Origin of the sequence: Nocardioides baculatus (assembly GCF_016735675.1) — a bacterium.
GTDB lineage: Bacteria > Actinomycetota > Actinomycetes > Propionibacteriales > Nocardioidaceae > Nocardioides > Nocardioides baculatus.
Map to the genome: position 1 here is coordinate 21885 of NZ_JAERSG010000001.1, position 20674 is coordinate 42558.

The window sequence follows — 20674 nt, forward strand, 5'->3', positions numbered from 1 at the left end:
TCAGCCCACCTGCGGGACGGGAGGGAAGTTGGAGATCCAGGTGTCGAACCACGGACCGGTGCCGAGCGTGTTGGCGAAGACCCGGTAGAACGGCGCCATCAGCCGGAGGCTGCTGTCGAGGTTGTCCTCGTTCTTGTTGAGGACCGCCACGACGTTCTCCAGGTGCGCCAGGGCCGGCGCGAGGTCCTCCCGCGAGTCGGCGATGAGGCCGGACAGCTCCTTCGACAGCGTCGTGGTCGACACCAGGAGCTGGTGCACGGCGTCGCGGCGGGCGACCAGCGCGCGGAACAGCACGTCGCTGTCCTCCATCAGCTTGATGATGTCCTGGTCGCGCTCGTCGAGGACCGTCGAGACGCGCTCGAGGTTGACCAGGAGCGTGTTGAGCTGCTCGTCCTTCTCGGCGATGTTGGCCGAGAGCCGGCTCAGCCCCGACAGCGCGCCGCGGAACTCCTCCGGGGTGTTGCGGGTGAGGTCGGCGAGTGTGGTGAGCGACTCGGCCAGCTGGTCGGTGTCGATCTGCTGGGACGTGGACGCCAGTCCCTCGAAGGCCTCGACCACGTCGAAGGGCGAGGACGTCCGCGCAGCCGGGATGGTGCCGTCCTCCTCGAGCTGGCCGCCGCCGGCCGGCTCGAGGGCGAGGAACATCGCGCCGAGGATCGTCTTCACCTTGATCGCGGCCCGGGTCTCGGTGCCGAACCGGGCGGTGTCGTCGACCTTGAAGCTCACCTTGACCTGGCCGTCGTCGAGCTCGATCTCGTCGACCTTGCCGACGCGCACGCCGGCGATGCGGACCTCGTCGTTCTTCTTGAGGCCACCTGCCTCGGTGAACATCGCGTGGTAGGTGTCGCCGCCGCCGATGATCGGCAGGTCGTCGGCACGCAGGGCAGCCACGAGGAGTGTCGCCAGCACGACGAGGCTGACGGCACCGACGAGGATCGGGTTGCGCTCCCTGAACGGTTTCATCCGAGATCACACCTGTCGGAGCCGGTGGAGTACTTCACCGGCAGCGAGACGTTGTTGGGCAGGTTGACCCGGCCCTGGAACTCGCAGAGGTAGAAGTTGAAGAACGAGCCGTAGATCGCGGTGCGACCGATCTTCTCGAGCTTGATCGGCAGGACCTGGAGGGCCCGGTCGAGCTCGGCCTTGTTCTTGTCGATGTTGCCCGCGACGGTTCGCAGCTCCTTGATGTCCTTGACGAAGGGCTCGCGGATCCCGTCGATGAGCGAGGCGGTCTCGACCGAGAGCGCGGAGACGTCGTCGAGCGAGCCGAGGATCGCGTTGCGGTCCTGCTTGAGCCCGCCGACGAGCGTGCGGAACGACTGGATGAGCCGGGTCAGCTGCTTGTCCCGGTCGGCCACGTGGTCGAGCACGAGCGACAGGTTGTCGATCAGCTCGCCGATGACCTGGTCGCGGTCGGCCAACGTGTTGGTGACCGACGCGGTGTGCGCGAGCAGCCCCTCGAGCGTGCCGCCCTCGCCCTGGAAGACCTGGATCAGCTCGAAGGAGAGCTTGTTGACGTCCTCCGGCGACAGGGCCTGGAAGAGCGGCTTGAAGCCGTTGAAGAGGACGGTGAGGTCCAGCGCCGGTCGGGTGCGCGACACCGGGATCGTCGTACCGGCCGGCAGCCGCTGGGTGTCGCCGACCTCCTGGGTCAGCGAGATGTAGCGCTGCCCGACGAGGTTGCGGTAGCGGATGGAGGCGTTGGTGCCACCGTTGACCGACGTGCGCTCGTCGACGGTGAAGCTCACCAGCGCGCGGGTGCGGTCGATGATCTCGACCTTGTCGACCGTGCCGACGCGGACGCCGGCGACGCGGACGTCGTCGCCCTTGTTGACCCCGGTCGCGTCGGTGAACTCGGCCTTGTACTCCCGAGAGTCACCGAAGCTCAGGTTGCCGATCGTGACGACCAGGACGGCGGTGGCGAGCGAGGTGACCACGACGAAGACCAGGAGCTTCACCAGGTCGACCGAGGTCTTCTTGTCCAGCACGGGGCTCATCGCAGCGTCACCTCCGCGCCGCGCGCCATCGGGCCCACGAGCAGCACGCCCAGGTCGGGCACGTCGTCGGAGCCGACGCCGAGGCCGGGCGCGAGCAGCGACTTGAGCAGGGCCGACTCGTCCCGACCGCCGGCATAGCCCGCCGAGGTGCCGGACCAGCCCGGGCCGACCCGGCTGGTGCCCTTGCCGGTGGGTGAGTTCACCCCGTCGACGAAGTCGGGCTGGTTGCGGAACGGGTTGGCCTGGGCCCACGGCGGGTTGGGCAGGGTCCCGCAGTAGGGGCCGTTCTTGGCACCGTAGACGGGGACGTCCTGCGGGCCGTAGCCGCGCGGCTGGTTGGGGATCGTCTCCAGCACGATGTGGAGGGTGAAGCCGCGGAACGCCTCCGCCTGGAGCTTGCCGGCGCCGACGATCCCGCCCAGCAGGCAGGGGTACTCGGGGGCGTACTTCGCGAGGATCGCGAGCTGCGCCGCACTCAGGTCACCGAGGCGCACGAGGTTGTCGCCGTTGGCCCGGGTGAACCGCTCCGTGACCGCGGAGAGCTTCGTGACGTCGTTGAAGAGCGCCTGGAGCTTGTCCTCGCGGTCCTCGAGCGTGGTCGTGGTGGTGATCGTGTTGCGCAGGATCGTCGCGACCTCGGGCAGCACGTCGGCGTAGGTGTCGGACACCCGGGCGGTGAGCCGCAGGTCCTCGACCAGGCCGGGCAGCTCGGGGTTGAAGCGGGTGAGGTAGTCGTCCAGCGTCTCGATGGTCTGGCCGACCTGCTCGCCCCGACCCTCGAGGGCGGTCGCGACGGCGTTGAGCGTCGTGTTGAGGTCGGCGGGCTGCACCGCACGCAGCAGCGGGTAGAGGTCGCTGAGGACCTTCTCGACCTCGATCGAGAGGTCGGTCCGCTCGATCACGTCGCCGGCGGCGATCGGGCCGGCCGAGGAGCCGCCCTGCGGAGGGACCAGCGAGACGAACTTCTCGCCGAACAGGGTCTTGGGCAGGATCGAGGCGGTGACGTCCTTCGGGATGTCGGTCGTGCGGTCCTGGTAGAGCCCCAGCGTGATGTCGGCCCCGTCGGCGGTCGGCTCGAAGCCGAGCACCTCGCCGACGATGACGCCCCTGATCTTCACGTCGGCGCGCTCGGGCAGCTGGAGCCCGATCTTCGACGCCTTGACGGTCACCTCGTCGTAGCTGGTGAACTTGTTGGTGAAGACGCCGTAGGTGACCCACACCGAGGCGAGCATGAGGGCCACGAAGACCACACCGAGTGCCTTGAGCTTCATCTGTGCCTCACCCCGCCAGCCGCACGGTGGTGGAGGCGCCCCAGATGGCCATCGACAGCAAGAGGTCGATCACGTTGATGGCGACGATGCTCGAGCGGACGGCACGACCCACGGCCACGCCCACGCCGGCGGGACCGCCCGAGGCGTTGTAGCCGTGGTAGCAGTGGATGAGGATGACCGTGACGGCGAAGACGAGGACCTTGCCGAACGACCACAGCACGTCGCCCGGTGGCAGGAACGCGTTGAAGTAGTGGTCGTAGGTGCCGGAGGACTGGCCGTAGAACTGGGTCACGACCAGCCGGCTCGCGAAGTACGACGACAGCAGCCCGACGACGTACAGCGGGATGATCGCGATCAGGCCGCCGACCACGCGGGTGGCGACCAGGAACGGCATCGAGGGGATCGCCATCACCTCGAGGGCGTCGACCTCCTCGGAGATCCGCATGGCGCCGAGCTGGGCGGTGAAGCCGCAGCCGACGGTGGCGGCGAGGGCGATGCCGGCGACGAGCGGCGCGATCTCGCGGGTGTTGAAGTAGGCGGACACGAAGCCGGCGAAGGCGGCCGTGCCGAGCTGGTTGAGCGCGGCGTAGCCGGAGAGGCCGACCTGGGCGCCGGTGAAGAAGGTCATGCCGATGATCACGCCGACCGTGCCGCCGATGACAGCGAGGGCACCGGTGCCGAGGGTGACCTCGGCGAGGATCCGCATGATCTCGCGCGGGTAGCGGGTGACCGAGCGCGGGATGGCCTTGAGGACGCCGAGGTGGAAGGCGAGCTGGCCACCGAGGGTCTCGAGGGAGGCGAGCGGCTTGATGGCCACGGTCATCCTCCCTTCGGCGGGATGATCTGGAGGTAGATCAGGCTCAGCACGAAGTTGGCGACGAAGAGCAGCAGGAAGGTGATGACCACCGACTCGTTGACCGCGTCGCCCACGCCCTTCGGTCCGCCGTTGGCGTTCATGCCCTTGTAGGAGGCCACGATCGCCGCGATGATCCCGAAGACGAGCGCCTTGATGAGGCCGATCCACAGGTCGGGGAGCTGCGCGAGCGCGGTGAAGCTGGCGAGGTAGGCACCGGGGGTGCCGTCCTGGAGGATCACGTTGAAGACGTAGCCGCCCGTCACGCCGACGACGCTGACCATGCCGTTGAGGAAGAACGCGACGAGCATGCAGGCCAGCACGCGCGGGACGACGAGGCGCTGGATCGGGTCGATGCCCAGCACCATCATCGCGTCGAGCTCCTCGCGGATCTTGCGCGCGCCGAGGTCGGCGGCGATCGCCGAGCCGCCCGCGCCCGCGATCAGGAGCGCTGTGCCGATGGGTGCCGCCTGCTGGATCACGGCGAGGACCGACGCGGATCCGGTGAACGACTGGGCGCCGAACTGCTTGATGAGCCCGCCGACCTGGAGCGCGATGACCGCGCCGAACGGGATGGCGACGAGCGCCGTGGGGATGATGGTCACCGAGGCGATGAACCACGCCTGCTGGATGAACTCGCGCAGCTGGAACGGGCGCCGGAAGAGCGCCCGGAACACGTCGAGGGCGAAGGCGAAGAGGTTGCCTGCGACCGCGACGGGCGCGAGGGCGCGCGAGGACATGGAGGTGGCCACGGGTCGTCAGGCCCCCGGCGCCAGGCCGGCGTTGGCGGACTCGAAGGATCCGGGGGGCGGGGTGACGCCGTGCTCCTTGCACCACTCCCCCGCGGGCCGCTGGCTGCGTCGCGGGATGCCGTTGGACGGGTCGAGCTGGAGCGGGATCGGCGGGAGGGCCGGGAGCTCCTGGTCGGCCTCGGCCGCGAGCTCGTCGGCGTCCTTCTCCTCCGACATGCCGATCGGGCCGACCTTCTGCGCGTTGAGGAACTGGCGCACGACCGGCTCCTCGGAGCTGAGCAGCTGCTCGCGCGGGCCGAACATCGCGAGGTGGCGGTGGTAGAGCAGCCCGATGTTGTCGGGCACGGTCCGCGCCGTGTTGATGTCGTGGGTGACGATCAGGAAGGTCGCGTCGATCTGGGCGTTGAGGTCGACGATGAGCTGGTTGAGGAAGGCCGTACGCACCGGGTCGAGGCCGGAGTCGGGCTCGTCGAAGAGCACGATCTCGGGGTCGAGGACGAGGGCGCGCGCGAGGCCGGCGCGCTTGCGCATGCCGCCGGAGATCTCGCCCGGCAGCTTGTCCTCGGAGCCGAGGAGGCCGACGAGGTCCATCTTCTCCATCACGATGGCTCGGACCTCCGACTCGGACTTCTTCGTGTGCTCGCGCAGCGGGAAGGCGACGTTGTCGTAGAGGTTCATCGAGCCGAACATCGCGCCGTCCTGGAACAGCACGCCGAAGAGCTTGCGGATCTCGTAGAGGTCGCGCTCCGAGCAGCTGGCGATGTCGGTGCCCTCGATGATGATCGAGCCCTTGTCGGGCTTGAGCAGGCCGATGAGGGTCTTGAGGAACACCGACTTGCCCGTTCCCGACGGGCCGAGCATCACGCAGATCTCGCCCGCGGGGACGGTCAACGTCACGTCTCCCCAGATCAGCTGCTTGCCGAAGGACTTCGAGAGGTCGTTGACCACGATCTCGACACCCATGAAGGCAGACCCCTTTCTCCCCGTGCGCTGTCGCTACTCCCGAGTAGTCCAACGGCGGTGTGGGCGTGAGGTTACGCCCTGGGGAGACGAGCGTCACTCACCCCTGACGGCGACGTCGGATCTCCTCGTTGATCGCCGGGATGACCTCGTGGAGGTCCCCGATGACGGCGTGGGTGGCCTTGGTGACCATCGGCGCGTCGGGGTCGGTGTTGATCGCCAGGATGTTCTTGGCGCTGCTGCACCCCGCCCAGTGCTGGATGGCCCCGCTGATGCCGCACGGGATGTAGAGGTCGGGCGAGATCCGGCTGCCGGTCTGGCCGACCTGCTCGTGGTGCGGGCGCCAGCCCAGCGACGTGACGACCCTCGAGACGCCGAGCGAGGCGTCGAGGAGGTCGACGAGCTCGAGGATCTCGCCGAAGCCGTCGGCCGATCCTGCTCCGCGACCGGCGCCAACGACGACGCGCGCCGACTTCAGGGTGCCGGACAGGTCGGGCTCGGGCTCGTCGGTGGAGACCACACGGGCGACCAGGTCGGCGTCGGCGACGTCGGGCGTCTCCACGACCAGCTCGCCCGCGCCCGGGGCGTCGGCCGCGGAGGCCTGCACGGCGTGCCCGGCGACCGTGAAGAGCGCCGGGCGCTGGCCCAGCTGCATCTCCTCGCGTGCCTGTCCGCCGACGACCTGCCGGGTCACGGTGAAGGGAGAGAGACTGCTGAACGAGACCACGTTGGCGGCCATCGCCACCCCGGCGCGCGCGCCGACGTGCGCGAGCACCTCCATGCCGCGCGGCGTGCCGGACGCCATCACGACGACCGATCCCGTCCTCTCCCGGACCGCCATGAGGCCCGCGGCCCACGCGGCGCCGGCGTAGGCGCCGTACGCCGGTCCGGTGAGGGCGTGGATCCGGCGTACGCCGTGCGCGGCGAGGGCCTTGACGACGTCGTCGCCGGGCTCGCCGACCACGACCGCGTCGATCGGGATCGCCCCGCCGGCAGCGGACAGGTCGCGTGCGAAGGTGACGGCCTCGAGCGACACCTCGATCGCCTCGCCCGTGGGCGAGACCTCCACCAGGACCAGGATCATCGGGCCAGCACCCCCAGCTGCTCGAAGAGGTCGACCACCGCGGGAGCGGCCGAGGCACCCTCACCGAGGATCTCGACGCTCGACGGGGTCGGTGGCGGCAGCACGAGCCGCAGCCGGGACGGGCCGGCGGGCGTGGCACTCGGCTCGCGCTCCTCGACGGGCGCCTTCTTGGCCTTCATCCGGCCGGGCACGGTCGGGTAGCGCGGCTCCACGCCGCCCTCGAGGATGGTGACCACCGCCGGGAGCGGCAGCCGGTAGGTCTCGTGGCCGTCGGGCCCGGCGCCGCTCGCGGTGACCTCGCCGTCGGCGACCGACACCGTGCTGACACCGTTGACGACCGGCCAGCCGAGCTCGTAGGCGAGCCGGATCCCGACCTGGAAGTCACCGCTGTCGGCGGCGTCGTTGCCGAGCAGCACCAGCTCGTGCGGCGTACCGGCCGCCTCGTGGTCGCGGACCACGGCGGCGATCTCGCGGGCCACGTCGGCCGGACCGTAGCCCTGGGAGTCGGCGACGACGTGGGTCGCGGCGGCGCACCCCACGGCGAGGGCGGCGCGCAGCTGCTCGACGGCGTCGGCGTCGCCGAGCGTCATCACGGTCGCGGCGCCGTCGCTCGCACCCGCGACCCGGACCGCGAGCTCGACCGCGCACTCCTCGTGCGCGCTCATCGTGAATCCGGCGTAGCGCCCGTCGACCCCCTGGGCGTCCTCGGTGAGGACGACCTCGCCGGACGAGTCGACGACCCGCTTCACGCAGACGAGCGGATTCACACTCATAGGAAAGCTCCTCGGAGGAGAACGGGGCCCCCGCGGCGTTGTTCGGCGGAGGAGCGAAGCGGAGGAGACGAAGAACGTCGTGGGGTGTTCATCGGATCCGCTCGTTGGTGGGGTCGAGGAGCGGGGTGGCGTCGATCGAGCCGACGGTCACCGGGTAGAGCTCCTCCATGTAGGACACGGCCAGCTCGTTGCCGATCGTCGCCTGCTCGGGCGGCAGGTAGGCGAGCAGCACGTGCTTGCCCAGCGACGGCGCGGAGCCGGCGCTGGTGACGTAGGGGTGGTGCCCGTGGCCGTCGGTGAGCGAGCCGCCGTCGCGGGTCAGGATCGGCTCGCCGCCGAGCATGTAGCGCTTCGTCCCCGACGCCGACGTGTGGTCGTCGACGGTCAGGGTGCAGAGCACCGTCTGCGGCGCTGCGTCCCGCTGCGCGAGGTAGGCCTCCTTGCCGACGAAGTCGGCCGCCTTGACCTTGGGCCGCTGCATGCCGGCCTCGACGATGCTGCGCTCGCCGTCGAGCTCGGCGCCGTAGGCGCGGTAGCCCTTCTCGATGCGGCCGGTCGTGCCGTAGACGCCGATGCCGGCGGGCACGGCGCCGTGCGGCGCACCCGCCTCGAGCAGCGCCTCCCAGAGGTCGGCCGCCTGCGACATCGGGACGTAGAGCTCCCAGCCCAGCTCACCGACGTACGAGATCCGCGACGCGAGCACGGTGATGCCGCCGATCTCGATCTCGCGGCACGTCAGGAAGCCGAAGCCCTCGTCGGACACGTCGTCGGACGTCAGCGACGCGACGATGTCGCGGGCGCGCGGCCCCCAGATGCCGATGGTGGACGTGTCGTCGGTGCGGTCGGTCAGGGTGGTGGTGCCGCCCTCCGGGAGGTGGCCGGAGAACCAGGCGCGGTCGGCCATGCCGTGGGCGCCTCCGGTGACCACCCGGAAGTGGTCCTCGCCGAGGCGCATCACGGTGAGGTCGGAGCGGAAGCCGCCCTTCGCGTCGAGCACCGGCGTGTAGATGACCTTGCCGACGGCGACGTCGCACTGCGCGACGCAGGTGCCCTGGACGACGTCGAGCGCCTCGGGACCCTCGATGTCGAAGATGCAGAACGCCGACAGGTCGATGACCGCGGCGGCCTCGCGCATCCGGAGGTGCTCGGCGTTGATGATCGGGCTCCACCACCGCGAGTCCCACTCGTGCTCGCGCGGCATCACGGCGTCGCCGTACTGCTCGAGGAGGCCGGCGTTGGACTCGTACCAGAACGGGCGCTCCCACCCGGCGGTCTCGAAGAAGACCGCGCCGAGCTTGGCCTGCGAGTCGTGCATCGGCGAGAGCCGCTGGTCGCGGTCGGACTCGTACTGCTCGGCCGGGTGGATGATGCCGTAGGTCTTGATGAACGACTCGGTGGTGCGCAGCCGGGTGTGCTCGCGGCGCTTCTGGTGCTGGTGGAAGCGGGCGATGTCGCTGTGGTGCAGGTCGATCTCCGAGTGGCCGTGCGTCATCCACTCCGCGACCGCACGACCGACGCCGGGGCCCTCCTTGATCCAGACCGCGGCCGCGGTCCAGAGGCCGGCCACCTCGCTCTCGCCGAGGATCGGGTTGCCGTCGCAGGTGAGCGACAGCAGGCCGTTGATGGCGTAGCGGATCTCCGCGCCCTCGGCGCCGAGGAGCTCGGGCATCAGCTCGTAGGCCTGCTCGAGCTGCGGGTCGAAGTCGTCCTCGGTGAAGGGCATCTCGGTCGGCGAGAGCTTGGCCTGCTCGATCGAGGGGATGTCCTCGGGCTCGTGGAGGATCGCGCGGTGGGCGTAGGAGCCGACCTCCATGTCGGCGCCGTGCTGGCGCTCGTAGCAGAAGGTGTCCATGTCCCGGACGATCGGGAAGGAGATCTCACCTTCCTTCTCGGTCAGCTGCGGGCAGGGCCCGACGCTGATCATCTGGTGCACGGCCGGGGTCAGCGGGATGCTGATGCCGGCCATGTCGCCGAGCTTGGGGCTCCACACGCCTGCCGCGATGACGACCGTCCTCGCCTCGATGTCGCCGCCGGTCGTACGGACCCGGGTGATCCGGCGGGTGCCGTGGGGTCCGTCCTCGGTGTCGAGGCCGGTGACCTCGACCGTCGGGACGACGGTGAGCTCACCGGTGGCCAGGGCGCGCTCGCGCATGATGGTGCCGGCGCGCAGGGAGTCGACGACGCCGACACCGGGCGTCCAGAAGGCACCGATGAACTGGTCCTCCTCGATGAAGGGGACCTTCTCCTTCACGAAGGCCGGCGAGACGAGCTCGGCCTCGATGCCCCAGGCGCGGGCGCTCGACATGCGGCGCCGCAGCTCCTCCATCCGCTCCTCGGTCCGCGCGATCTCGAAGCCGCCGGACTCGGTGAAGACACCCATCTCCTTGTACTGCGCGACCGAGTCGAGGGTGATGTCGGTGATCTCGCGGGAGTGGTCGACGGTGAAGATGAAGTTGGACGCGTGACCGGTCGAGCCGCCCGGGTTGGGCAGGGCTCCCTTGTCGATCTGCACCACGTTCTTCCACCCGAGACGCGTGAGGTGGTGGACGAGGCTGTTGCCGACGATGCCGGCTCCGATGACGACGACGTCGGCGGTCGCGGGGACCTCTGCCATGGGGGTGCCTCCTGGGCCGTGCGGGTGGATCTGGAATGTTGCGCTCTGCGCAACACGTTGCGCTATGTGCGACCCGGCAAATGTACGCCGCCGCCCCCGAGCACTGTCAAGGAGGCTCGGGGGCGGCGGGACGACGCGGCGCGGGGGTCAGGCCCTGGGCGAGTCCTCCCCCGCGTCGGAGACCTCCTCGGGCTCGGCGCCGTAGGCGGCGAGGGCGACCGTGTGGTGCTCCATCGAGTCGTACTTCTGGGCGTGCTGGACGGCGCGCCGCACGCGCGGCGGCAGCGTGGACTCGTAGGGCTCCTCGCGCAGCGACTTCATCAGCGAGACGCACATCGCGCAGATGACGAGCATGAACGGTCCGGCCACGATGATGACCAGCGTCTGCAGTGCCCCCAGCCCGCCGGAGAAGAGCAGCACCGCAGCAACGGCCCCCTGCGCGACGCCCCAGAAGATGACCAGCCAGCGCATCGGCTCCTCCTTGCCGTTCTGGCTGAGCATGCCCATCACGATCGAGGCCGAGTCGGCACCGGTGATGAAGAAGATCGCGACCAGGAACACGGCCAGCACCACGGTGATGCTCGCGAGCGGGTACTCCCGCAGCATCGTGAAGAGCGCACCCTCGGTCCCCTCGTCGGCGAGCACCGCGCCGAGGTCCTTGGCGTCGGAGAGCTGCAGGTCGAAGGCGGAGCCGGCCAGGATCGAGAACCAGACGAACGACACCAGGCTGGGCACCGCGATCACGTAGACCACGAACTGGCGGATCGTGCGGCCCTTGGAGATGCGCGCGATGAACATGCCGACGAAGGGCGTCCACGAGATCCACCAGGCCCAGTAGAAGATCGTCCAGGCGCTGAGGAACTCCTCGTTGCCGAAGGCCCCGGTGCGGAAGGCCATCGTGGGCAGGTGGGTCAGGTAGCCACCGAGCGACTCGGTGAACGTGCTGAGGATGAACACCGTCGGACCGACGACGAACAGGAAGAAGACCAGCAGCACGGCCGCGACGGCATTGGCGTTGGAGAGGATCTGGACGCCCTTCTCGACACCCGTGACGGCGGAGAGCACGAAGCAGAGGGTCAGCACGCCGATCACAGCGACGGTCAGCCACTTGGAGTCACCGCTGCCGAAGACGTTGTCGAGACCACCGGTGATCTGCAGGGCGCCGAGGCCGAGCGACGTCGCGGACCCGAAGAGGGTGGCGAAGATGGCGATGACGTCGATCGCCTTGCCGGGCCCGCCCTTGGCCCGCTCGCCGAGCAGCGGGCCGAAGGCGCCGGACACCAGGTTGCCCGCGCCCTTGCGGTAGGCGAAGTAGCCGATCGACAGGCCGATCACGGCGTACATCGACCACGGGTGGAAGCCCCAGTGGAAGAACGCGTACTCCATCGCGACCCGGGCGCTGTCAGCCGTGCCTGCCTCGCCTCTCCCCGGAGGGATGCTGGCGGCGTCGGTGGCGGTGAGGTAGGTCAGCGGCTCCGCGACCCCCCAGAACATCAGGCCGATGCCCATGCCGGTCGCGAACATCATCGAGACCCACGAGAAGGTGGAGAACTCCGGCTCGGAGTCGTCCGGGCCGAGCTTGATGTTGCCGTAGCGGGTGACGGCGAGGTAGACCGAGAACAGCAGGAACGACGCGCTCACCAGGATGAACAGCCATCCGAACGACTTCGTGAGCCAGCCGAGCACGTTCCCGGTGGTCGTGCCCATGCCTGCGGAGTCGACCGTTCCCCACACGAGGAAGGCCACGGCGAGGCCGGCAGCCACGCCGAACGTCACCTTGTCGAGCGGGAAGTGACCGTCGCTCTCGCGCGACGGGGGGACGACTGCTTCGCCCACGGGTTCCTTGATGGCCATGCATGCCTGCCAATCCCGTTGCGTCGTGCGCAACGCTGTGCGTGCCTTGCAACAGGGCGGATACTGCTCCGCCCCCGGGCGAGTGTCAAGGCTCTCCCGGGGGCGGGGCAGGTGCAACCGATCGTGCGCGATCAGCAGGAGATCACTGGAGCCAGGCGTCGACCTTGTCCTGGTTCTCCTCGACCCACTTCGCCGCGGCGTCCTCCGGGGACATGCCGTCCGCCGCGATGTAGCCGGCCACGACGTTCTGGTCCTCGTTGGTCCACTCGAAGTTCTGGACCAGCGATACCGCGGTCGAGTCGCTGGCTGCCCAGTCGGTGCCGACGATCTTCTTCAGCTCCGTCTCCGGGTAGTCGCAGGCGACCGTCTGCGGGTCGTCCTGGCAGCCGTCCTCGTAGGCCGGGAGGGCGACGCGCTGCATCGCGACCTCGGCGTTGAAGTACTGCGGCTCGTACCAGTAGCCGATGACCCACTCCTTGTTCTCCTCGGCCTTGCGGAACGCCTCGATCGAAGCGGCCTCCGAGCCGGAGAAGACGACCTTGAAGTCGAGGTCGAGGTTGCTGACGATCGCCTCGTCGAACTGGACGTAGGACGGGTCGGCGCCGAGGAACTGGCCCTGGCCGCCGGACTCGGACGTGGCGAACTCCTTGGCGTACTTGTTGAGGTTGGACCACTCGAGGATGTCCGGGTGCTCCTCGGCGAGCCACGGCGGGACGAACCAGCCGATGATGCCGACGTTGCCCTGCGGGCCGAAGTCCTCGGCGGTGCCGTCGCCCTCCTCGGCGAAGAACTTCTTCTCGAGGTCGGGGTGGCCCCAGTCCTCGATCACGACGTCGACCTCGCCGGTGCCGAAGCCCTGCCAGGAGACGTCCTCCTTGAGCTCCTTGTAGTTCACCGTGCAGCCGAGCTGCTCCTGCGCCACCGTGCCGACGACGTAGGCGCTCGCCTCGTAGCCGACCCACGGGTTGACGGCCATGTTGAGCTCGCCGCACTCGCCCCCGGACTCGGCGGCCTGCTCCTCGTTGGCCTTGGTCTCGGCGTCGATGGAACCACCGCTCCCACACGCGGAGAGCACCACCGCGGTGACGACGGCGAGGGCACCCATCCGGGCCCCCCGACTCCTGACAATCCTCATGGTGCTTCTCCTCATCTGGTGATGTGCTGCGAAATCTCTGGGTGGCGTGCCAGGTCAGCGGGGCGGACCGATGGGCAGGCGGACGTTGAAGGCGCGGCGGGAGCCCGGCCCGTCGTCGCGTCGCATGTCTGCGGCGGCACGGGTGATGCGGTCGAGCATCACGCCGAGCAGCACGATGGTGATGCCGGCCGCGAGACCCTTGCCCCACGCCTCGCTGCGGGCGAAGCCGTAGACCACGTCGTAGCCCAGCGCCCCGGCGCCGACGAGGCCGCCGATCACGGTCATCGCCAGGACGTAGAGCAGGCCCTGGTTCGTGGCGAGCACGATCGAGCCCTTCGCCATCGGCAGCTGGACCTTGGTGATCTCCTGCCACGTGGTCTGGCCGGTCGAGCGACCCGCCTCGATGGTGGTCGGCGAGACGGCCTTCACGCCGTCCGCCACCAGCTTGATGGCGGCCGGCGCCGCGTAGACGATGCCCGCGGTGATGGCGGTGAACCGCGAGGGCCCGAAGAGCGCGAGCACCGGGATCAGGTACACGAACGGCGGGATGGTCTGACCGGCGTCGAGCAGCGGTCGGATCCCCAGGTCGACCCGGCGGTCGCGGGCCATCCAGACCCCGAAGACCAAGGCCAGGATCATCACCAGGACGGTGGCGACCAGCGTCATGTTGAGGGTGATCATGGCGTCGTGCCACAGGTCGAAGTACCAGATGCCGGCCAGGCAGACGATCGTGCTGATCGTGGCGCGCACCCCGCCGAAGACGTACGCCAGCACGGTGATCGCGACGAACGCCAGCCACCAGGGCGAGTCGGCGAGCAACGCCTGCGTGCGGTTGAGGAACTGGTTGGTGATGAGGTCCTTGACCCACTCCGTGGCGCCGCCGAAGGTGCTGGTGAACCAGTCCACCGCGTCGCTGACGGCGCTGGCGGCCGAGTCGCCGACGCTGTAGGTCGGGAACTCGGCCAGGCTCACGTAGGTGCGCGAGAGGTAGACGGCCACCACGGTCGCGATGCCGCCGCCGATGAGCAGCCCGCGCCGCACGCGCACGTCCCCACCCCCGCCGCGGGCGACCTTCTCCGCACGCTCGCTCGCGGCCGTCGTCGTCCGGTCGAGCATCACGGCCATGACCACGATCAGCGCGCCGGGGACGAACGCCGTGCCGACGTCGTTGATCCGCAGGCCGGCGAGCACCGGCTTGCCGAGGCCGGGGCCGTTCACGAACGCGGCCAGGGTGGCCATCGACAGTGCCGCCAGCGTGGTCTGGTTGAGGCCGACGATGATGGTCTTGCGGGCCATCGGCAGCTGGACCTTGCGCAGGCGCTGCCAGTAGGTCTGCCCGGCGGAGTCCGTGGCCTCGACGGTGGTCGCGGACACCTCGCGGATGCCGAAGCCCGCGATGCGGATCAGCGGGGGCAGCGCATAGATCAGGGTGGACACCACGGCCGCGCTCGGCCCGATGCCGAAGAACAGCACGATCGGCAGCAGGTAGACGAAGGTCGGCATCGTCTGCATGAAGTCGAGGAAGGGCGTGACGACCTGGTTGGCCCGCTGGCTCGTGCCGATCATCACCCCGAGCGGGATACCGATCACGACGGCGAGCAGCACCGAGATGCCGGTGATGATGAGCAGGTCGAGGGAGTCCTGCCAGAAGCCGAAGACCCCGAACGACAGGAACGACCCCGCGACGAGCAGCGCGATGCGCCAGTTGGCGACGACCAGACCCACGTAGGTCGCGATGGCGACGACGCCGAGCCAGCCGACCTCGGGCACCGGCCTGGGGAAGTTGGGCAGCACGATCATCCGCTGCAGCCACTCGACGGCACTGCGCAGCGCATCGGCGATCGAGTTGGTGAACTGCATGAGCGGGTTGGTCGAGCGTCCCGCCAGCAGGTCGTTCTGGAACTCCGTCAGCCGGTCGTGGAGGTCGGTGCGCGAGGTGCCGGGAAGCGCGAGCGTGTCGTCGCCGCGCGTGAACACCCACACCACGATCCAGAGGGCCAGGACGACGACCGCCGGGATCCAGCGGCTGACGCTGGTGCGCTCCTCGGCCGGAGGCGCGGCCCCGGGCTCGACGGGCTTGGGTGCCGGGGGCGACAGGGTGGCGGTCACGACTCCTCCTCGGCCACGACGACGCGCATGATGTCCTCCTCGTCGACGACCCCGAGCATCGTGTCGCCGTCCATCACCCGGATCGGGTGGTCGGAGGCGATCGCCGTACGCGCCGCCTGGCGCACGATCGTGTCGACCGGGAGCGACGGGCCCTCGAGCGACTCGCCCGGCCTCGGATCACGCATGACCCACTTCAGCGTGAGGACGTGGGCCTTGGGCACCTCGGACACGAAGTCCTTGACGTAGTCGTCGGCCGGCTGGGCGACGACCTCGTCCGGCGTGCCGACCTGGATGATCTCGCCGTCGCGGAGGATGAGGATGCGGTCGCCGAGCTTGAGCGCCTCGGCGAGGTCGTGGGTGATGAAGACCATCGTCTTGCCGAGCTCGCGGTGCAGGCGGATGACCTCGTTCTGCATGTCCCGGCGGATGAGCGGGTCGAGCGCGGAGAAGGGCTCGTCGAACAGCAGCATCTCGGGGTCGTTGGCCAGCGCGCGGGCCAGGCCGACGCGCTGCTGCATCCCGCCGGACAGCTGGTCGGGATAGGACTTGTCGTATCCCTTGAGTCCGACGAGCTCGACGATCTCCATCGCCTTGTCGCGCCGCTCCTTCTTGCCGACGCCGCGCACCTCGAGGCCGTAGGCCACGTTGTCGATGACCTGGCGGTGCGGCAGGAGGCCGAAGTGCTGGAAGACCATCGAGGTGTGGGTGCGACGCAGGTCGCGCAGCTCGGAGTCGCTGGCCTTCACGACGTCGCGGCCACCCATCATGATCTCGCCCGCGGTCGGGTCGATCAGTCGCGTGAGCATCCGGATCAGCGTCGACTTGCCCGATCCCGACAGGCCCATCACCACGAACACCTCGCCGGGCGCCACGTCGAAGGACACGTCCTTGATGCCGACCACGCAGCCGGTCTTCTCCTTGAGGTCCGCGCGCGACAGGTCGGCGTCGGGCGAGCCGATGATCTTGTCGGCGCCCTTGCCGAAGATCTTCCAGAGGTTGTTCACCTGCAGGGCCTGCTCGCTCATGCACGTACTCGCTTCGCTCCGTGCGCGCATGAGGCACATGGCGCACTGTGTTGGATGATGCGCTCGCTTCGCTCGCTCATGCCGTCTCCTGGTTGCGCGGGTCGCCGGGTGGGTAGAGCGGTTGGCCGCCACGGTGGCGGTAGTAGGGCACGTCCGCCGCGGGGAGCGGCGTACGACCTGCGATCAGGTCGGCGGCCTTCTCGGCGACCATCATCACGGGCGCGTAGATGTTGCCGTTGGTGACGTAGGGGAAGACGGAGGCGTCGACGACCCGCAGGCCCTCGGTGCCGTGCACCTTCATCGTGGCCGGGTCGACGACGGACATCTCGTCGGTGCCCATCTTCGCGGTGCACGACGGGTGCAGGGCCGTCTCGGCGTCCTTGCGCACCCACTCGAGGATCTCCTCGTCGGTCTCGACCGAGGGACCGGGCGAGAGCTCGCCGCCGTTGAACGGTGCGAACGCCGGCTGGTTGAGGATGTCGCGGGCGACCCGTACGGCCTCGACCCACTCCCGCTTGTCGTTGACGGTCGAGAGGTAGTTGAAGAGCATCCTCGGCTTCTGCCGCGGGTCGGTGGAGGCGATGCGCACCCACCCGCGGGTGTCGGCGTACATCGGACCGATGTGGACCTGGTAGCCGTGGGCGTACTTGTCCTGCCCGGCCGGTGGCGAGCCGTCGTAGCGGATCGCGATCGGCAGGAAGTGGAACATCAGGTTGGGCCAGTCGACGTCCTCGTTGGAGCGGCAGAAACCGCCGCCCTCGAAGTGGTTGGACGCCGCGGTGCCGGTCCGCTTGAGCAGCCACTCGAGGCCGACCAGGGGGCGGTTGCGCCACTTGAGGCCCTCGACGATCGACACCGGCTGGAGTGAGGCGTACTGGATGTAGACCTCGAGGTGGTCCTGGAGGTTCTCCCCCACTCCGGGCAGGTCGTGCACCATCTCGACGCCGAGGGGCCGGAGGTGCTCCGGGTTGCCGATGCCCGAGAGCTGGAGGAGCTGCGGGGAGTTGATCGCGCCGCCGCAGAGGATGACCTCGCCGGCGCCGACGGTCTCGTGCTTGCGCCCGGCACGGAGGTAGTCGACCCCGACGGCCCGGGTGCCCTCGAACCGCACCTTGGTGGCGTGGGCGAAGGTCTCGACCGTGAGGTTCTTGCGACCCATCACCGGGTGCAGGTAGGCGCGCGCCGCCGACATCCGTACGCCCTTGACGATGTTGCGGTCGAAGCGACCGAAGCCCTCCTGGCGGTAGCCGTTGACGTCGTCGGTGAGCGGGTAGCCGGCCTGCTGGGCGGACTCGAAGAACGCGGAGAAGAGGGGGTTGGTGGCGGGGCTGCGCTCGAGCTTGAGCGGACCGGACCCGCCGCGCCACGCGTCGGCGCCGACCTGCCCGTCGGGCAGGATCAGCGACTCCATCCGCTTGAAGTAGGGCAGGCAGTGGCGGTAGTCCCACGCCTCCATGCCGGGGTCGGCGGCCCAGCGCTCGTAGTCCATCGGGTTGCCGCGCTGGAAGATCATCCCGTTGATCGAGGACGAGCCGCCGAGCACCTTGCCGCGGGCGTGGTAGACCCGGCGGCCGTTCATCGCCGGCTCCGGCTCGCTCTCGTACTTCCAGTCGTAGAGCGGGTTCCCGATCGGGAAGGGCAGCGCGGCGGGCGCGTGGATCAGCGGGTCGAAGCGGTCGGTGCGACCGGCCTCCAGCACGAGCACCGAGACCGACGGATCAGCGGAGAGGCGGTTGGCGAGGGCGCAGCCGGCAGACCCACCACCCACGATGACGACGTCGTACCGGTCCGCACCCATGTCCTACTCCTGCGTCCCCGGCGAGAACCAGTGCTGCACCGCGGGCCGGATGTTGTGCCACACGTGCTTGGTCTCGCGGTACTCCTCGAGACCGGCCAGCCCGAGCTCGCGCCCGGTGCCCGACTGCTTGTAGCCGCCCCACTCGGCCTGCGGGACGTAGGGGTGGTAGTCGTTGATCCAGACCGTGCCCATCCGGAGGCGACCGGCGACCCGCTGCGCCCGGCCCGCGTCCTGCGTCCAGACGGCGCCGGCGAGTCCGTAGATGCTGTCGTTCGCGATCGCGACGGCCTCGTCCTCGTCGCGGAATGTCTCGACCGTCAGGACGGGTCCGAACGACTCGTCCTGGGTCACCGACATCCCGGTCGTGCAGCCGTCGAGCACGGTCGGCAGGTAGTAGAAGCCGTCGGCCAGCGCGGGGTCGTCGGGGCGCGCACCGCCGCACCGCAGCACCGCGCCCTCGGCCAGCCCGCGGGCGACGTACGCCTCCACCTTGTCGCGGTGCGCGGCGCTGGTCAGCGGGCCCGTCTCCGCCGTGTCGTCGAACGGGCCGCCGAGCCGGATCCGCTGCGCCCGTGCGACGAGGGCGTCGACGAAGTCGTCGTGGATCGACTCCTCGACGAGCAGCCGCGCGCCGGCCGAGCAGACCTGTCCGGAGTGGAGGAAGACGGCGGTCAGTGCGTAGTCGAGGGCGACCTCGCGGTCGGCGTCGGCGAAGACGATGTTGGGGTTCTTGCCGCCGAGCTCGAGCGCGACCTTCTTGACGGTCGCGGCTGCCGCGGCGGCGATCCGGCGCCCGGTCTCGAGCCCGCCGGTGAAGGACACCATGTCGACGCGCGGATCGGTCGAGAGCGGCGCCCCGGCGGTGGCGCCCGCGCCGAGGACGAGGTTGCCGACCCCGGCCGGCAGCCCGGCCTCCTCGAGCAGGCGCATGAGGTGGATCGCGGTGTGGGGCGTGAGCTCGCTCGGCTTGAGGACGAAGGTGTTGCCCGCGGCGAGGCAGGGCGCGACCTTCCACGACACCTGGAGGAGCGGGTAGTTCCAGGGAGTGATCAGGCCGCAGACGCCGATCGGCTCGTGCACGATGCGGCTGACCACGTCGGCGTTGCCCGTGTCGACCACACGGCCCGACTCCTCGGCGGCGATCCGGCCGTAGTGCCGGAACACCGAGATGATGTCGGCGACGTCGTACTCGGACTCGACGAGCCGCTTGCCGGTGTCGAGCGACTCCATCCGGGCGACCGCGTCGGCGTCTCGCTCGAGCAGGTCGGCCAGCCGGAGCAGCAGGTCGCCGCGCTCGCGGCTCGAGGTGGCGGGCCAGCGGCCGTCGAGGAACGCCCGGTGCGCCGCGGCGATGGCCGCTCCGGTGTCCGCCTCGCCCGCCTCGTCGACCTCCGCGACGAGCGTGCCATCGGCAGGGCAGCGGATCTCGCGGCGCTCGCCCGAGCGCGCACTGACCCACGATCCGTCGATGTAGAGATCCGGCACGCGTCTCCTGCTCTCAGCTGTTTGTTGCGCATCTCGCAACCGGATGCTCCGAGCGCAACCAACCAGACGATCGAAGGATGCGACGCGGACCCCGGCGCGTCAAGCATTTGGCGTCGGTGGTCGAGACGTGTGACCTAACGGTGACCCCAGCCGAGGCGGTGCGAGACCTCGGCGGCGGCCGTCACGACGAGTCGTACGACCTCGCCCACCCGGCCCTCCGGCAGCCGGAACGACGGCCCCGAGACGCTCATCGAGGCGACCACGTCGCCGTGCGCGTTGCGGATCGGCGCGGCCACGGCGGTCAGCCCGATCTCGAGCTCGTCGACGGCGACGGCGTACCCCTGGTCGCGCACCCGCGCCAGCTCGTCGCGGAACTTCGCCCGGCCGGTGATCGTGTGGGGGGTGTAGGACGGCAGCTTGCCGAGGGCGCTGTCGAGCGCCGACTCGTCCAGACCACTGAGCAGGACCTTGCCGTTGCTGGTCGCGTGGAGCGGGATGTGCTGGCCGACCCAGTTGTGCGGCTGGAGCGCCGACGACCCGGCGACCTGGTCGAGGTAGAGCGCGGAGCTCTCGGCGAGCACGGCGATGTTGACGGTCTCGCCCGTGTCGGCGGCGAGCTGGCGCGAGATCGGCCGCGCCTCCTGCACGAGGTCGAGGCGTGCCGTGGTGGCGCCGGCCAGGCGAAGGATGCCCATCCCGAGCCGGTAGCGGCCGCGGTCGGAGGTCTGCTCGACGAGGCGGTGCGCCTCCAGCGTCGCGACCAGCCGGAAGGCCGTGCTCTTGTGCACGCCCAGCTCGATGGCGAGCTCGGTCACCCCGGACTCGCCGGTGCGGGCCAGCACCTCGAGGATGCCCAGCGCCCGGTCCACGGACTGCACGCCGGCACCGGTGACGGCCGTGCTCATGCCCGTCACGTCACCCTGCTCGGCCAGCTCGACCCCGTCCGACATGGGGCTGAGACTAG

General features: G+C 69.7%; 16 protein-coding genes. All 16 read right to left on the bottom strand.

What is annotated here, in order from left to right; all coding sequences use genetic code 11:
* A complete protein-coding gene (locus tag JI751_RS00090; protein WP_201932029.1) occupies window positions 1–963 on the bottom strand; it encodes an MCE family protein in 963 nt (320 codons plus the stop codon).
* Window positions 960–1997 (bottom strand): MCE family protein, encoded by a 1038-nt coding sequence (locus JI751_RS00095; protein ID WP_201932031.1) that lies wholly within the window; start codon window positions 1995–1997, stop codon window positions 960–962. The genes JI751_RS00090 and JI751_RS00095 overlap by 4 nt, the downstream gene beginning before the upstream one ends.
* On the bottom strand, window positions 1994–3268 hold the full coding sequence (locus JI751_RS00100) for an MCE family protein (RefSeq protein WP_201932033.1): 1275 nt from the start codon (window positions 3266–3268) through the stop codon (window positions 1994–1996). Before JI751_RS00100 ends, JI751_RS00095 begins: the two co-directional genes overlap by 4 nt.
* A gap of 7 nt (window positions 3269–3275) precedes the next feature.
* Window positions 3276–4091, bottom strand: a complete 816-nt coding sequence (locus JI751_RS00105; protein ID WP_201932035.1) for an MlaE family ABC transporter permease — start codon at window positions 4089–4091, stop codon at window positions 3276–3278.
* Window positions 4088–4861 (bottom strand): MlaE family ABC transporter permease, encoded by a 774-nt coding sequence (locus tag JI751_RS00110; protein WP_201934376.1) that lies wholly within the window; start codon window positions 4859–4861, stop codon window positions 4088–4090. Before JI751_RS00110 ends, JI751_RS00105 begins: the two co-directional genes overlap by 4 nt.
* An 18-nt stretch (window positions 4862–4879) precedes the next feature.
* Window positions 4880–5836: an ABC transporter ATP-binding protein gene (locus JI751_RS00115; protein WP_201932037.1), complete on the bottom strand. Its 957-nt coding sequence runs from the start codon at window positions 5834–5836 to the stop codon at window positions 4880–4882.
* A gap of 97 nt (window positions 5837–5933) precedes the next feature.
* Window positions 5934–6917, bottom strand: coding sequence for an electron transfer flavoprotein subunit alpha/FixB family protein (locus tag JI751_RS00120; protein ID WP_201932039.1), 984 nt, complete (start codon window positions 6915–6917; stop codon window positions 5934–5936).
* Window positions 6914–7690: an electron transfer flavoprotein subunit beta/FixA family protein gene (locus JI751_RS00125; RefSeq protein WP_201932041.1), complete on the bottom strand. Its 777-nt coding sequence runs from the start codon at window positions 7688–7690 to the stop codon at window positions 6914–6916. The genes JI751_RS00120 and JI751_RS00125 overlap by 4 nt, the downstream gene beginning before the upstream one ends.
* Before the next feature lie 88 nt (window positions 7691–7778).
* Window positions 7779–10304, bottom strand: a complete 2526-nt coding sequence (locus tag JI751_RS00130) for a GcvT family protein (protein WP_201932043.1) — start codon at window positions 10302–10304, stop codon at window positions 7779–7781.
* Window positions 10305–10451: 147 nt separating this feature from the next.
* Window positions 10452–12158 (bottom strand): BCCT family transporter, encoded by a 1707-nt coding sequence (locus tag JI751_RS00135; RefSeq protein WP_201932044.1) that lies wholly within the window; start codon window positions 12156–12158, stop codon window positions 10452–10454.
* Window positions 12159–12300: 142 nt separating this feature from the next.
* Window positions 12301–13293 (bottom strand): ABC transporter substrate-binding protein, encoded by a 993-nt coding sequence (locus JI751_RS00140; RefSeq protein WP_236665497.1) that lies wholly within the window; start codon window positions 13291–13293, stop codon window positions 12301–12303.
* Between the two features lie 54 nt (window positions 13294–13347).
* Window positions 13348–15402, bottom strand: a complete 2055-nt coding sequence (locus JI751_RS00145) for an ABC transporter permease (protein ID WP_307813613.1) — start codon at window positions 15400–15402, stop codon at window positions 13348–13350.
* Complete coding sequence (locus tag JI751_RS00150; protein WP_236665498.1) at window positions 15399–16427, bottom strand: quaternary amine ABC transporter ATP-binding protein; 1029 nt, start codon at window positions 16425–16427, stop codon at window positions 15399–15401. The genes JI751_RS00145 and JI751_RS00150 overlap by 4 nt, the downstream gene beginning before the upstream one ends.
* A gap of 76 nt (window positions 16428–16503) precedes the next feature.
* Window positions 16504–18225, bottom strand: a complete 1722-nt coding sequence (gene betA, locus JI751_RS00155; RefSeq protein WP_201932049.1) for a choline dehydrogenase — start codon at window positions 18223–18225, stop codon at window positions 16504–16506.
* A gap of 3 nt (window positions 18226–18228) precedes the next feature.
* Window positions 18229–19710 (bottom strand): aldehyde dehydrogenase family protein, encoded by a 1482-nt coding sequence (locus JI751_RS00160; protein WP_201932051.1) that lies wholly within the window; start codon window positions 19708–19710, stop codon window positions 18229–18231.
* Between the two features lie 134 nt (window positions 19711–19844).
* Window positions 19845–20660 carry an IclR family transcriptional regulator gene (locus JI751_RS00165; RefSeq protein ID WP_201932053.1) on the bottom strand — a complete coding sequence of 272 codons (816 nt, stop codon included), beginning with the start codon at window positions 20658–20660 and terminating at the stop codon, window positions 19845–19847.
* Window positions 20661–20674: the final 14 nt, after the last annotated feature.

What these genes read in the sequence shown, in the direction of transcription:
- JI751_RS00110 (WP_201934376.1), bottom strand. Translation starts at nt 4,861, where the DNA reads ATGTCCTCGCGCGCCCTCGCGCCCGTCGCGGTCGCAGGCAACCTCTTC.
- JI751_RS00150 (WP_236665498.1), bottom strand. Translation starts at nt 16,427, where the DNA reads ATGAGCGAGCAGGCCCTGCAGGTGAACAACCTCTGGAAGATCTTCGGC.
- JI751_RS00100 (WP_201932033.1), bottom strand. Translation starts at nt 3,268, where the DNA reads ATGAAGCTCAAGGCACTCGGTGTGGTCTTCGTGGCCCTCATGCTCGCC.
- JI751_RS00120 (WP_201932039.1), bottom strand. Translation starts at nt 6,917, where the DNA reads ATGATCCTGGTCCTGGTGGAGGTCTCGCCCACGGGCGAGGCGATCGAG.
- JI751_RS00125 (WP_201932041.1), bottom strand. Translation starts at nt 7,690, where the DNA reads ATGAGTGTGAATCCGCTCGTCTGCGTGAAGCGGGTCGTCGACTCGTCC.
- JI751_RS00135 (WP_201932044.1), bottom strand. Translation starts at nt 12,158, where the DNA reads ATGGCCATCAAGGAACCCGTGGGCGAAGCAGTCGTCCCCCCGTCGCGC.
- JI751_RS00105 (WP_201932035.1), bottom strand. Translation starts at nt 4,091, where the DNA reads ATGACCGTGGCCATCAAGCCGCTCGCCTCCCTCGAGACCCTCGGTGGC.
- JI751_RS00090 (WP_201932029.1), bottom strand. Translation starts at nt 963, where the DNA reads ATGAAACCGTTCAGGGAGCGCAACCCGATCCTCGTCGGTGCCGTCAGC.
- JI751_RS00130 (WP_201932043.1), bottom strand. Translation starts at nt 10,304, where the DNA reads ATGGCAGAGGTCCCCGCGACCGCCGACGTCGTCGTCATCGGAGCCGGC.
- betA (WP_201932049.1), bottom strand. Translation starts at nt 18,225, where the DNA reads ATGGGTGCGGACCGGTACGACGTCGTCATCGTGGGTGGTGGGTCTGCC.
- JI751_RS00165 (WP_201932053.1), bottom strand. Translation starts at nt 20,660, where the DNA reads ATGTCGGACGGGGTCGAGCTGGCCGAGCAGGGTGACGTGACGGGCATG.
- JI751_RS00140 (WP_236665497.1), bottom strand. Translation starts at nt 13,293, where the DNA reads ATGAGGATTGTCAGGAGTCGGGGGGCCCGGATGGGTGCCCTCGCCGTC.
- JI751_RS00095 (WP_201932031.1), bottom strand. Translation starts at nt 1,997, where the DNA reads ATGAGCCCCGTGCTGGACAAGAAGACCTCGGTCGACCTGGTGAAGCTC.
- JI751_RS00115 (WP_201932037.1), bottom strand. Translation starts at nt 5,836, where the DNA reads ATGGGTGTCGAGATCGTGGTCAACGACCTCTCGAAGTCCTTCGGCAAG.